Origin of the sequence: Streptomyces sp. NPDC086147, assembly GCF_040702165.1 — a bacterium.
GTDB lineage: Bacteria > Actinomycetota > Actinomycetes > Streptomycetales > Streptomycetaceae > Streptomyces.
This window is the reverse complement of the sequence record NZ_JBFBJO010000002.1, coordinates 333,581-346,892: the sequence shown is the minus strand read 5'-3', so window position 1 is coordinate 346,892 and position 13,312 is coordinate 333,581. Positions and strand designations below refer to the sequence as shown.

Below are 13,312 nucleotides of genomic sequence, written 5' to 3'. Positions count from 1 at the left end.
GCACCACCCCTGTGGACGACCTTCACAGGGGCACCTTCAGTGGGCGGTCCAGCCGCCGTCGAGGGTGAGGGAGATGCCGGTGATGAAGGAGGCCTGGGGGGCGCAGAGGTAGAGGACGGCCTCGGCGACCTCCTCCGGTTCGATGAGCCGCTTGAGCGCCGCGTCCTTGAGCAGGACGTCCGCGAGGACCCGCTCCGGCGGGATGCCGTGGGCGGCGGCCTGGTCGGCGATCTGGCGTTCGACGAGCGGGGTGCGGACGTAGCCGGGGTTGACGCAGTTGGAGGTGACTCCGTGCGGGGCGCCTTCGAGGGCGGCGGTCTTGGAGAGGCCCTCCAGACCGTGTTTGGCGGCCACGTAGGCGGACTTGAAGGCGGAGGCGCGCAGTCCGTGGACGGACGAGATGTTGACGATCCGCCCCCACCCCTGGCCGTACATGTGCGGGAGGGCGCCCCGGATGAGCCGGAACGGCGCCTCCAGCATCACGGTGAGGACGGTGTGGAAGACGTCCGGCGGGAACTCCTCGATGGGCCGCACGAGCTGGAGCCCGGCGTTGTTGACGAGGATGTCCGCGCCCGCGGCGGCGCTCTCCGCGGCGTCCAGGTCGGTCAGGTCGAGCAGCCGCGGTTCGAGTTCCCCGGGGAGCCCGGAGGCCTCTCCGGCCAGGGCGTCCAGGCCCTCGGCGGCCCGGTCGACGGCTCTGACGCGGGCCCCGGCGGCGGCGAGCCGCAGCGCGCAGGCGCGCCCGATGCCGCCGGCCGCGCCGGTGACGAGCGCGGTGCGGCCGGTGAGGTCGAGGGCGAGTCCGGCCGCGCGGGGCAGGGGTGCGGCGAGGTCGGTACCGGGGGCGGTGACGGGAGCGCTCATGCTCCGCACCCTATGAACGGCCCTCTCCCCCACCGATGTGCGTCGGGCCCATAGTTCAGCCGGTTGCTGTGGTGCGGAACCATGTGGGTTCGTCGGCGAGCGCCTTCTCGATCCGCATGAGGGAGAACCGCTTCATCTCCGGCAGGTCGTGCACGTCGAACCAGCTGACCTCGGTGGACTCCTCGTCGTTGACCCGGGCCTCCCCGCCGACGGCCCGGCAGCGGAAGGTCACGTCCATGAACTGGCACTGGTCGCCGTTGGGGTAGACGACGGGCTTGCTGAGGGTCTCGACGATCACGATCCGCTCGACCTCGCAGCGCACGGCGGTCTCCTCGTACACCTCGCGGACCGCGCAGTCGGCGGGCTGCTCGCCCGGCTCGACGATGCCGCCGATGATCGCCCAGCGCCCGTTGTCGGAGCGCCTTCCGAGCAGCACCCGGCCCCGGTCGTCGAACACGACGACGCTCACCCCGGGCAGGAAGAGGAGCTGGTGACCGGCCGTCTCGCGCAGGGTGCGGATGAAGTCAGGAGTAGCCATGGACCGACCCTAGGTCATGTACGGCGGGAGCCGACCGGTCCCGACCCCGGCCCCGTCCCCCGCTCCCGGCCGCCCCGCTCACTCCGCCCGCGTGCGGCGGGCCCGTACCGAGCGGAGCGCCGACCAGCCGAGTCCGGCGGCGGCGAGCGCCGCGAGGAGGGCCTCAGGCAGGGTGCCCATGCGGGTCGCGGGGGTCTGCGAGGAGCGCAGCGGCACCTTCTCGACCAGGACGTCCGGGGTGAACATCCTCGTCTCCGCGACGACCTCGCCGTCGGGGCGGATGACCGCGCTCACCCCGCTGGTGACGGGCACGACCACCGACCGGCTGTGTTCGACGGCGCGCACCCGGGACATCGCGAGCTGCTGGTAGGTCATCTCGCTGCGGCCGAAGGTGGCGTTGTTGCTGGGGACGGTGATGAGCTGCGCGCCGTGGGTGACGGTGTCGCGCACGGCCCAGTCGAAGGCCGCCTCGTAGCAGGTGGCGAGGCCGACCCTGGTGCCCGCGAGGTCGAAGACGCCGACCTCGGTGCCGGCGCCGAAGTCGCGGCTCACCCGGTCCACGTTGCTGTTGAAGATCCGGACGAGGGGCCGCATCGGGATGTACTCGCCGAAGGGCTGGACGTGCCGCTTGTCGTACGTGGCGACCGGGCCGCGTCCGGGCTCCCACTGGATGAGGGTGTTGCGGAGCTTGCCGGTCTCGGGGGCGATGACCGCGCCGATCACGGTGGGCGCGCCGATCGCGCGGACGGCCTCGTCGATGACGTCGGCGGCGTCGGCGTTCGCGTACGGGTCGATGTCCGAGGAGTTCTCCGGCCACAGCACGAAGTCGGGCCGCGGCTCGCGCTTCTCCTCGACCGCCTTGGCGAGCTCGCGGGTGCGGGCGGCGTGGTTGTCCAGGACGGCCCGGCGCTGGGCGTTGAAGTCGAGGCCGAGGCGGGGGACGTTGCCCTGGACGGCGGCGACGGTGGCGGTGCCGTCCTCGGCGGAGTCGTCGACGAGCGGCAGCGCGGCGAGCGCGCCGGTGACCGGGAGGAGCACGGCGAGCGCGGCGGCGACGAGCGGGCCGCGCGGGAGGGTGCCGGTGCCGCGCGGGCCGGTGGCGGCGGTGGCGGTGGACGCGGCGGCGTCGGGGGCGGGCCCGGCGGTGCCGGTGCGGCTCGAAGCGGTACCGGGGGCGTCGGGGGCGGGGACGCCCTGGGCGGGGGCTGTGTCACCCGGGACCCCGGCGTCCGGGCCGGTGGCGGTGGTGTCCGGGACCGTGGCGTCCGGGGCGGCCGCGTCGAGGGCGCGGCGGGCGCGGACCAGGCGGGTCGCCTCGTACAGGCCGAAGCCGCAGAGGGCGACGGCGAAGCCGAGCAGGGGGGTGCCGCCGACGGCGGCGAGCGGCAGGAAGACGCCGTCGGCCTGGCCGAAGGCGATCTTGCCCCAGGGGAAGCCGCCGAAGGGCACGCGCGCGCGTGCCCCTTCCGCGAGGATCCACACTCCGGCTGCGAAGAAGGGCCACCACGGGAGGCGGGAGACGGCCGCGACGCCGAGGCCCGCGGCGGCGACGAAGAGCGCCTCGACGGCGGCGAGGGCGAGCCACGGGCCGGGGCCGACCTCCTCGCCGGTCCACACGAGGAGCGGGAGCAGGAAGCCGAGGCCGGCCAGGTACCCGAGGCCGAACCCGGCGCGGAGCCGGCGGCCCCGCAGGGCCCAGCCGAGCAGGGCGAAGGCGGGCGGCGCGAGCCACCAGAGGGGACGCGGCGGGAAGCTCAGGTAGAGCACGAAGCCGGACAGCAGGGCCGCCGCGGGCCGCGCGAACCACCGCAGCCGGTGGTGGGCCGGCGCGGGTGCGGTGTCGGTCTCGGACGCGTCGACGGGGGTGATGGTGGCGCTCACCTTGCGGAGTCTACGGGTCGTTCCTGTCCGCCGGGCGTCCGGTGCGCACCCCTCTGACCGGCTCGGACGCGGCCGATCAGGAGGGCCGGGGAGCCCGGCTCCGGGGACGGACGCGTCACGCCCCCGTGGCCGCGGGCGGGCCCGGCGGGGTCAGCCGGCGCAGGCGGTCGCGGATGACGCGGACGGCGGACTCGGCGCCGTCGACGGTGACCGTGAAGGTGTGGCCGTCGTCCAGGCGCAGGACCAGGCCCTCGCCCCGCCGGACGATCACGGCCGTGCCCTTCTCGGGGCGCCAGCGGTAGCCCCAGCCGCCCCAGTGGCGCGGCGTGACGCTCGGGGCGAAGTCGGCGCCGACGACGTGGGAGAGCGGGATGCGGCGGCGCGGCAGGCCGATGTGGCCGCAGCGGACCTCCATGGCCCGGTCGTCGACCTTCACGGCCACGTGGACGAAGGCGAGGGTGCCGAAGAGGACGAGCAGTCCGACCGTGACGCAGCCGATCACCGCCATGAGGAGGGCCGCGATGCCCGAGGTCCACTGGAGCTGGACGGCGAGGGCGATCCCCAGGGCCACGCAGGCGGCGCCGGCCGCCGCGGCCACCCACTGGAAGCGGTTGGTGGCGCGGCCGGTCCAGACGTCGGACGTCCGCTCGTCGATGCGGGGGTCCCGGGAGAATTCCCTCATATCGGAAGAATACTCATGTTCGTCCCGGGCGGCGCGGCGGAAAGGAGCCTTCCGGTCACGCTCAGTGAGCGGGGGCGGTCTCCGCGAGGCCACGGCCCTCGGCATAGGCGAGGGCGGCGGCGGGGAGCCGGCCGGGGTGTCCGCCGAGGAGGACGGAGAGGGTGCCGGTGGGGTCGGCGTCGGGGGCGGGCTCGGCGCCGATCCGGCGCAGCGCCTGGGCGGCGACGGCGTCCGCGGAGCCGTGGAAGACGAGGGGCGGGAGGTCCGCAGGGCGGCGCGCCTCCAGGGCGGCGAGGATGCGCTCCTCGACCAGCTCGTAGTGGGTGCAGCCGAGGACGACGGCGCGGACGTCGGCCGGGGTGAGCGCGGCCGCCGCGGCGACGGCCCGGTCCACGGCGTCCTGGTCCGCGTGCTCCACGGCGTCCGCGAGGCCGGGGCAGGGCACCTCGGTGACCTCGGCTCCCCCGGCGAACTCCCGGATCAGTCCGCGCTGGTAGTCGCTGCCGGTGGTGGCCGGGGTGGCCCAGATGGCGATCTTGCCGCCGCCCGCCGCGGCGGGCTTGATCGCGGGCACGGTGCCGATGACGGGGACGTCCGGTTCGAGGGCGGCGCGCAGGGCGGGCAGGGCGTGCACGGTGGCGGTGTTGCAGGCCACGATCAGCGCCCCGGGGCGGTGCTCGGCGGCGGCGAGCGCGACGTCGAGGGCGCGCCCGGTGAGGTCCTCGGGGGTGCGCGGGCCCCACGGCATGCCGTCGGGGTCGTTGGAGAGGAGGATGTCCGCGTCCGGCCGGAGCCGCCGCACCGCGGCCGCCGCCGGGAGGAGGCCGATTCCGGAGTCCATGAGCGCGATCTTCACCCGGTCACCCTAGCCGATGAGCCCCGCATCCCCCTCGTTCTGGGGCAGACTGCCGCGAATGAGCACCCTTGCCTGGTTCACGTCCGCCTCCCTGGCCGCCTGGGTCTGGCTCCTCCTCGGCCAGGGGTTCTTCTGGCGCACGGACCAGCGGCTGCCGCCGACCGCGCGCGGCGGGCACGCGCGCGGGACACGGGACGACGGGAAGCCGGACGCGCACGGGGGCCGGGACGACGGGAGGCCGGACGCGCTCGTCCACGGGCACGCGCGCGAGGAGCCGGTCGCGTGGCCGCGCGTGGTGGTCGTCGTGCCCGCGCGGGACGAGGCCGGGGTGCTGCCGCTGAGCCTGCCGTCGCTGCTCGCGCAGGACTATCCGGGGATCGCGGAGGTGGTCCTCGTCGACGACGGGAGTACGGACGGCACGGGCGGGCTCGCCGTCGAGCTGGCCGGCCGGTGCGGCGGGCTGCCGCTGACCGTGGCGTCGCCGGGCGAGCCGGAGCCGGGGTGGACGGGGAAGCTGTGGGCGCTGCGGCACGGCATGGCGCTGGCACGCGCGCGGGGTCCGGAGTTCCTGCTTCTGACCGACGCGGACATCGCCCACGGGCCGGACAGCCTGCGCCTCCTCGTGTCGGCGGCGGTGGAGAACGATCTGGACCTGGTGTCGCAGATGGCCCGGCTGCGGGCCGAGAGCGCGTGGGAGCGCCTGATCGTGCCGGCGTTCGTCTACTTCTTCGCGCAGCTCTACCCCTTCCGCTGGATCAACCGCCTCCGTCCCCGGGCGACGGCGGCCGCGGGCGGCTGCGTGCTGCTGCGGACGGAGACGGCGGTGGCGGCGGGGGTGCCGGAGGCGATCCGGCAGGCGGTGATCGACGACGTGTCGCTGGCGCGGGCGGTGCGGCGGGCCGGCGGGCGGATCTGGCTGGGTCTCGCGGAGCGGGTCGACAGCGTCCGTCCGTACCCGGGGCTCGACGAGCTGTGGCGGATGGTCTCGCGGAGCGCGTACGCGCAGCTCCGGCACGATCCGCTGCTGCTCCTGGGGACGGTCGCGGGACTCGTGGTCGTCTATCTGGTGCCGCCGGCGGCCCTGGTGGCGGGCGCGGCGACCGGGGACGCGGTGGCGGCCTGGGCGGGGGGTGCGGCCTGGGCGGTGATGGCGGGGTCGTACGCGCCGATGCTCCGCCACTACCGGCAGCCGCTGTGGCTCGCCCCGTTGCTGCCGTTCACCGCGTCCCTCTACCTGCTGATGACGGTGGACTCTGCGGTGCGGCACCACCGGGGCCGGGGCGCGGCGTGGAAGGGGCGGACGTACACGCGCCCGGAGGCGGCGCCGGACCACCGCTGAGCACATCCCCGCGTCCGGAGGCGGCGCCGGACCACCGCTGAGCACATCCCCGCGTCCGGCGCCCTCTCCCCGTTCCCCGGAAGCGGAAATGGCATTTACGATACGGGGGGTAGCGTTTTCAATTACGGGGAGTAGTACCGTCCATTCGGCGCGTACACATCACCCTCGGAGCACCGGATTGACGCCCAATCAAGAGCCCCCAATCCAGGGCCTCCAATCATGCCCATGATCACTCCCCGCCCCTTCTCGGCACTTTTTCTTTATGCGTTCTTCATGCCGGGGGCACCGGTCGGAGCCACGAAGGGCCCGACCCACCGGTAACCCCCTCCGATCTCGGCTTTTACGTGATCTTGAGACAGGAAGCCGTCCGTTTTTGTCACGTTCGATCGGATTGGGGATCCATCACCTCACGAAGCCCGTCGAACAACCTTCCAAGCCGGTCTCCCCAAGCGGCACATCGTGGGCTTAACTATGTGCCATGACCTCCCCCCGCTCCACTTATGGAGGCGGTTACCACACCGCGCCGTCCTTCCCGGACACCCCGATCTACGACTCCCTGGTCGCGGAGCGGGGCACGCCTCAGATCGCCCCGATCCGAGTGCCCGCCGCCTACGACACCGGCAGCAGCTTCCCCACCGCCGGAAGCGGCTCCTACCTTCCGGCGCTCCCCTCGGCGCTGCCCGCCCTCCCGGCGGCGCCCACCCCCCAGCCCGCCCCCGCCTACAACGGCGGCTACGGCTACCCGCAGCCCTCGCCGCAGATGGCCCCCGTCCCCCTGCAGCAGGCCCCGGCGCCGTACATCCCGCAGCAGCCGTCGGCCCCCCGCGGCTATCCGACCGGCCAGTACCCGCAGCAGCCCCGGCCGGCGGCCGCCGGTTACGAGGCGATGCGTCCGGCGGCTCCCCGGCCCGCGCCGGTCCCGGCCCCCGCCCCGTACGGCGACCCGTACAACCGGCCCTACCAGGGCGGCACTTACTGACCGCCCCGTAAATCGGCAGCCCCCCGGCCGGGGCGGCTGGCAGGATGACTCCATGTCCTCTCCCGTGCTCCGCTCCGTCCACGTCCACCCGGTGAAGTCGATGCGCGCGCTGACGTTCCCGGAGGCGGAAGTGCAGCCGTGGGGGCTGGCCGGGGACCGCCGCTGGGTCGTCGTCGACGCGGCGGGCAAGATCGTGACCCAGCGCCGTCACCCCCGGATGGCGCTGGCCTCGGCCGAACCGCTGCCCGGTGGCGGGATCGTCCTGTCCGCCGCCGGGCACCCACCGCTGACGGTCGGGGTACCGCACCCCTCGGCCACCGTCACGGTGGACGTGTTCGACAAGCCCGTGGAGGCGGTCCCGGCCGGAGACGGCGCGGCCGCGTGGCTCTCGGCGTTCCTGGAGGGCGACTTCCGGCTCTTCCACATGGACGCGCCGGAGCACCGGCGTCCGGTGGACCCCGTGTACGCGCTGCCCGGCGAGACGGTGAGCTTCGCGGACGCCTATCCGCTGCTCGTCACCACCACCGCCTCGCTCGACGCCCTCAACTCCCTGATCGCCCGGGGCGACCGGGCCGAGGAGGGCCCCCTGCCGATGAACCGGTTCCGGCCGAACCTGGTCGTCGGAGGGACCGAGCCCTGGGCGGAGGACGCCTGGACCCGGATCGCCGTCGGAGAGGTCACCTTCCGGATCGCCCGGGCCTCCGGGCGGTGTGTCGTCACCACGACCGACCAGCTCACCGGCGCGCGCGGCAAGGAGCCGCTGCGGACCCTCGCCCTGCACCGCCGACGCGACGGCCGGGTCGTCTTCGGCCAGAACCTGGTCCCCGAGCACCCCGGCACGGTCCGGGTCGGCGACACCGTCAAGATCCTCGACTGATCCGCCGGGCGGGGCGCGCGTCACACCTCACCGGCCCGACGGGCGGGGAACCGGCCCCCGGACCGCCGAGTCCGGCGGGGAGGAGCGGTTCCGCCGCTCCGCGGTGGCCCGCTGGACCGCCCCGGACGGCTCGTCCCGTACGGGAACGGTGGCGACGGCCCGGCGGCACTCGGCGCCCGGTGACACCTTCGCCCTGTGGACGGACCGGGACGGGCGCCCGGTGGCGCCGCCGACGGGCGCGGACACCGCCCGCGCGCGTGGGCCGCGGCCGGTCCCGACCGGGGCCGCACCGGCACCGGAAGCTGACCGGGTCCGACCGGTCCCGACCGCTCCGGACCGGCGGTGACACACCCCGGGCACCAGCGGCGTTCCCGGTGCGGACGGGGGTACGCGACCCGTCAACCCCACACCGCCGCGCGCGCTACGGTGGGGCATCGGATCAGCGGCGAGGCATGAGGCGGGGGCAGGACACACCCATGGCACAGGGCACGGTCCAGGTGACGCACACCGGCACATCGCGGTGGCGGCGCCGCACGGGTGAGTACCCCTCCCTCGCCGCCGCCCTGGAGGCCGCGGGCGACGGGGACGTGCTCACCGTCGCCCCGGGGACCTACCGGGAGAACCTGGTGGTACGGCGGGCCGTCACCCTGCGCGGCCCCGAGGGCGGGGCGGGGCCGGTCCGGATCGCTCCCCCGGACGGCGTCCCGCTGACCCTGCGCGCCTCCGCCGTCCTCCAGGACCTGCACGTCGAGGGCCAGGACGTGGCGGCGCCCGCGCTGCTCGTCGAGGAGGGCACGCCCGAACTGCTCGACCTGCGGATCCTGACCCGGTCGGCCGCCGGGATCGAGGTGCGGGGCGCCGCCCGGCCCACGGTCCGCCGCTGCACCGTCGACAACGCGGCCGGGATCGGCATCGCCGTGCTGGACGGCGCGGGCGGGGTGTTCGAGGAGTGCGAGGTGGTGTCCGCCGGGCAGGCGGGCGTCTCGGTGCGGGGCGGCGCGCACCCGCGCCTGGAGCGCTGCCGGGTGCACCACGCCTCCGGCGCCGGGATCGCCGTCACCGGCGAGGGCAGCGCCCTGGAGGGCGTGGGCTGCGAGGTGTACGAGATCAAGGGCGCCGGGCTCCAGATCGCGTCCCGCGCCACCGCCCACCTCACCGACTCCTCGGTGCACCGCACGTCGGCGGACGGCATCACCCTCGACACCGACGCCGTCCTCACCCTCTCCGACTGCGACATCCACGACGTCCCGGAGAACGCGGTCGACCTGCGCTCGCGCTCGGTCCTGACGCTCACCCGGTCGACCGTCCGCCGCTTCGGCCGCAACGGCCTGTCGGTGTGGGACCCGGGGACCCGGGTGGACGCCAACCAGTGCGAGATCCACGACAGCACGGGCGACTATCCGGCGGTGTGGGTGAGCGACGGGGCGACCGCCGTCCTCGACGCCTGCCGGGTGCACGACGTGCCGGACGCGCTGTTCGTCCTCGACCGGGGCTCGCGGGTGGACGTGGTCGACAGCGACCTGTCCCAGGTGCGGAACACGGCGGTGTCGGTGAGCGACGGGGCGACGGCCCAGCTCGACGACTGCCGGATCCGGGAGGCGTCCACGGGCGCCTGGTTCCGGGACCACGGCAGCGGCGGCACCCTGGCCGGCTGCACGATCGACTCCGTGCAGACCGGGGTCATCGTCACCAAGGGGGCCGATCCCGCGATCGAGCGGTGCACGGTCACCTCGCCCGCCGAGGCCGGGTTCTACGTGTCGGCGGAGGGGCGCGGCTCCTTCCACGGCTGCCGGGTGACGGGCAGCGGCGGATACGGCTTCCACGTGACGGACGGCTGCCGGACGACCCTGCGCAAGTGCCGTACGGAGCGGTGCGCGCGCGGCGGTTACGAGTTCCCGGAGGAGGGCGCGGTCGCCGAGGAGTGCACCAGCGACGAGAGCGCGGTCCGCTCCTCCGTACCCGACTCCTCGGGCTCCGGCCCCTCCGCCACCGGGGGCGGTACGGTCCTGACGGCCACGCGGACGGCCGGGCTGCTCGGCTCCGTACCGGCCTCCCGGCCCCCGGCGGCGGCCCCGGAGCCGGAGCCCGTCCCGGCGGCCCGCTCCTCGCAGGACGTGCTCGGCGAACTGGACGCCCTGGTGGGCCTGGAGAGCGTCAAGCACGAGGTGCGGACCCTCACCAACATGATCGAGGTGGGGCGCAGGCGCCAGGAGGCCGGGTTCAAGGCCGCCTCGGTCCGCCGTCACCTGGTCTTCACCGGGAACCCGGGCACGGGCAAGACGACGGTGGCCCGGCTGTACGGCGAGATCCTCGCCTCGCTGGGGGTCCTGGAGCGCGGGCACCTGGTGGAGGTGTCCCGGGTGGACCTGGTCGGCGAGCACATCGGCTCGACGGCGATCCGCACCCAGGAGGCCTTCGACCGGGCGCGCGGCGGGGTGCTGTTCGTCGACGAGGCGTACGCGCTGTCGCCGGAGGACTCGGGCCGTGACTTCGGGCGCGAGGCGATCGACACGCTGGTGAAGCTGATGGAGGACCACCGGGACGCGGTGGTGGTCATCGTCGCCGGGTACACGGCGGAGATGGAGCGCTTCCTCACCGTGAACCCGGGGGTGGCCTCGCGCTTCTCGCGGACCATCACCTTCGGCGACTACGAGCCGGAGGAGCTGCTGCGGATCGTGGGACAGCAGGCGGACGAGCACGAGTACCGGCTCGCCCCGGGCACGGACGAGGGGCTGCTCGCCTACTTCGCGAAGCTGCCCAAGGGCCCGGCCTTCGGCAACGGGCGCACGGCGCGGCAGACCTTCGAGTCGATGGTGGAGCGGCACGCGGGGCGGGTCGCCGCGCTCGACGAGCCGAGCACGGACGACCTGACCCTGCTCTACCCGGACGACCTGCCCGAGCTGCCCTGACCCCTCTCCTCCTGGCCGCAGGCCCCTTCTTCGGCGGGCTCCGGCGGCTCCCCGGCCCCGCGCTGCCGGGGGACGGCGGGCGGGAGGCGGTCGAGGAGGCCGGTACGGCAGTGGGAGAACCCCGGGTCGGCCTGGTAGTCGGAGTGGCCCAGGATCGGCTCGGGCAGCGGGTGGTCGCGGGTGCGTCCGTAGGCGACCGGGTCGAGCAGGACCGGCTCGTCGACGGCGGGCCGCCCGTCCTCGGCGACGACCCGGACGGGTCCGCCGATCGGGTCGGTGGCGCGGTGGAGGTTGCTCCAGCAGTGGACCGTGCGGTTCAGGGAGCCCAGCGCCTCGGGCCCGAAGTAGGCCGGGAACCAGCGTCCGTAGAGCCGCTCCAGGGGTGAGCCGTAGGTGAGCAGGGCGACCCGGCGGCGGGTGGCCGGCTTGAGCTGCCAGACGGCGGCGGCGGCCAGGACGCTGCCCTGGGAGTGCCCGGAGATGACGAGCCGGCCGCCGGTGCGCCGGGTCCAGGAGCTCATCCGCCAGGTGAGGTCGGGGACCGCGCGCTCGGCGTAGCAGGGCGGGGCGAAGGGGTGGGCGGCGCGGGGCCAGAAGGTGCCGACGTCCCAGAGGATGCCGATGGTGCGGCGGGCGGAGGGGTCCCGGTAGGCGCGACGGCCCCAGGTGACGAAGAGCAGGAAGCCGAAGCCGATCATCCAGGAGCCGAGGGCCTGGGTGGCGGAGGCCAGGGCGGCGACGGCGGGGTGGGCGCCGTCGAAGGCCCGGCCCGGCACGTTCCCGCTGGCCCAGGCGCCGACGACGGAGGCGGCCCCGAGGAGCAGGGTGGCGCCGGAGACGACGCCGACGAGGACGGGCGCGGAGTCGGTGAGCGCCGCCCGGGCCCGGACGGTCGCGATCCGTCCCGTACGGACCGGGTCGCCCTCGCCGGCGGCGTCGTAGTCGGCCTCGACCTCGGAGCGCAGGCGCCGGGCGGCGAGCAGGGTCCGCGCGACGAGCAGGGCGGCGGGCACGGCGAGCAGCAGGAGCAGGACGGGGATCACGGACGCCTGCCAGCTGAGCAGGACGGGCGGGCTTATCCGGGGTCCGGGGTCGCCCATGCCGGGGGTGGCCGGTCCGTCGAGCCAGTCGGCGACGCGCTGGGCGACGCCGCCGGACATGACGCCGCCAAGGGCGCAGGCGAGCATGGCGACGGCGGGTCCGCCGAGTCCGTACAGGGCGGTGCGGGGGTCCCGGCGGGAGCGCTGGAGGAGGAGGGCGACCGCGCCGAGGGCGACGACGAGGGCGCCCTGGGCGACGGTGAGGGCGCTGAAGACGGCGTCGCCGGGGAGGGTTCCGGACGAGGCCCAGCCGGGGCGGGACCAGCCCGCGTACAGGACGGCGGCGAGGAGCAGGACGAGGGAGGCGCCGGGCAGCCAGGAGACCAGGGCGCGTTCGAGCCGCAGGTCGAGGTGGTTCTCGCTGCGCCCGCGCCGGCAGACGACCCAGAGGACGACGACGGCGAAGGCGGCGACGGCGGCCTGGAGGATCCGGCCGAGGACGGCGCCGGCCCCGGGCGCCGCGGTGTCGTGGCGGGCGGCGGCGGTGACGAGGGCGGCGGCGACGGTGAGGAATCCGGCGGCGGTGTGCGCGGCCCTGAGCCGGGCGACGATGCGGCGGCCGTACCAGAATCCGGGGCGGCCGAGGGCGGCGCGGGAACCCGCCTCGACGGCGGTGTCCCCCGGGGCCGGCGGCGGGTTGTCGTAGCCGGTGGGCGGGCGCTGGGCCTCGTACGCGCTCCAGGTCCGGTTGGACAGGTACCAGAGCAGGCCGACGAGGACGGCCGGCACGAGGGCGGCGACGGCGAGGCGGCGGCCGGGCACGGACCACCAGCCGCCGCGTTCGACGGAGAGGAAGCCCAGCCAGGAGGCGGAGTCGACGCAGGCGGGGGCGGCGGCGCACTGCCAGGCCGTCAGGTCGAGCGCGACCTCGCAGGCGGCGGCGGTGAGCAGGACGGTGAGGGTGAGGGCGACGAGCCGGACGAGGACCCCGTAGAGCCGGGCGAGCCGGTGTCCGCCCCGGGCGGGCGGGCGCATCCAGTGCGCGAGGTTGGCGACCATGAACGGCAGGAGCAGCAGCCACAGGGCGCGGGTGCCGTCGCCGGAGGTGAGGTTGGACCAGCAGTACGCCTCCGGGACCGGGCGTCCGGCGTACCGTCCGGGGTGGTCCTCGGCGTCGGCGTCCTCGGTCCGCCGGTACACGGCGGCGGTCCTGTCGCCGGTGATCCGTAAGGTCCTGGGGTCGTCGAGCATGTCCTGGGGGGTGGCTCCGCCGACTCCGTGGACGAGGAGTTCGAGCGCCGCGTCCCCGCTCTCCGGGACGGGTGTGGCAGGGGACACTGGGGCGGC

At 75.3% G+C, this 13,312-nt stretch carries 10 protein-coding genes; 4 read left to right on the top strand and 6 right to left on the bottom strand.

All coding sequences use genetic code 11. The annotated features are described in order from the left end of the window. Positions 1 to 36 precede the first annotated feature (36 nt). The 5 genes from AB0398_RS06455 to AB0398_RS06435 form a co-directional block, all read right to left on the bottom strand. On the bottom strand, positions 37 to 864 hold the full coding sequence (locus tag AB0398_RS06455) for a 3-hydroxybutyrate dehydrogenase (RefSeq protein WP_366372718.1): 828 nt from the start codon (positions 862 to 864) through the stop codon (positions 37 to 39). A 55-nt stretch (positions 865 to 919) separates the two neighbouring features. Further along, a complete protein-coding gene (locus AB0398_RS06450) occupies positions 920 to 1,402 on the bottom strand; it encodes an NUDIX domain-containing protein (protein WP_366372717.1) in 483 nt (160 codons plus the stop codon). Between the two features lie 78 nt (positions 1,403 to 1,480). Continuing rightward, positions 1,481 to 3,283 (bottom strand): apolipoprotein N-acyltransferase, encoded by a 1,803-nt coding sequence (gene lnt, locus AB0398_RS06445; protein WP_366372716.1) that lies wholly within the window; start codon positions 3,281 to 3,283, stop codon positions 1,481 to 1,483. 115 nt (positions 3,284 to 3,398) lie between these two features. After that, the gene (locus AB0398_RS06440; protein ID WP_366372715.1) at positions 3,399 to 3,965 is read right to left on the bottom strand and encodes a hypothetical protein; all 567 of its coding nucleotides are present in this window, start codon (positions 3,963 to 3,965) and stop codon (positions 3,399 to 3,401) included. Positions 3,966 to 4,026: 61 nt separating this feature from the next. Continuing rightward, entirely contained in the window at positions 4,027 to 4,821 is a 795-nt protein-coding gene (locus tag AB0398_RS06435; RefSeq protein ID WP_366372714.1) for an aspartate/glutamate racemase family protein, read from the bottom strand. A gap of 58 nt (positions 4,822 to 4,879) precedes the next feature. Here AB0398_RS06435 and AB0398_RS06430 point away from each other — a divergent pair, with 58 nt between their 5' ends. From AB0398_RS06430 to AB0398_RS06415, 4 genes are all read left to right on the top strand, one after another. After that, entirely contained in the window at positions 4,880 to 6,160 is a 1,281-nt protein-coding gene (locus AB0398_RS06430) for a glycosyltransferase (RefSeq protein WP_366372713.1), read from the top strand. Between the two features lie 478 nt (positions 6,161 to 6,638). Further along, positions 6,639 to 7,139: a DUF6643 family protein gene (locus AB0398_RS06425; protein ID WP_366372711.1), complete on the top strand. Its 501-nt coding sequence runs from the start codon at positions 6,639 to 6,641 to the stop codon at positions 7,137 to 7,139. Between the two features lie 52 nt (positions 7,140 to 7,191). After that, complete coding sequence (locus AB0398_RS06420; RefSeq protein ID WP_366372710.1) at positions 7,192 to 8,016, top strand: MOSC N-terminal beta barrel domain-containing protein; 825 nt, start codon at positions 7,192 to 7,194, stop codon at positions 8,014 to 8,016. Positions 8,017 to 8,492: 476 nt separating this feature from the next. Next, on the top strand, positions 8,493 to 10,925 hold the full coding sequence (locus AB0398_RS06415; protein ID WP_366372708.1) for a right-handed parallel beta-helix repeat-containing protein: 2,433 nt from the start codon (positions 8,493 to 8,495) through the stop codon (positions 10,923 to 10,925). Here the strand turns inward: AB0398_RS06415 and AB0398_RS06410 are convergent. Further along, complete coding sequence (locus tag AB0398_RS06410) at positions 10,895 to 13,303, bottom strand: hypothetical protein (protein ID WP_366372707.1); 2,409 nt, start codon at positions 13,301 to 13,303, stop codon at positions 10,895 to 10,897. The two genes, AB0398_RS06415 and AB0398_RS06410, sit on opposite strands and share 31 nt — an antisense overlap. Positions 13,304 to 13,312 lie beyond the last annotated feature (9 nt).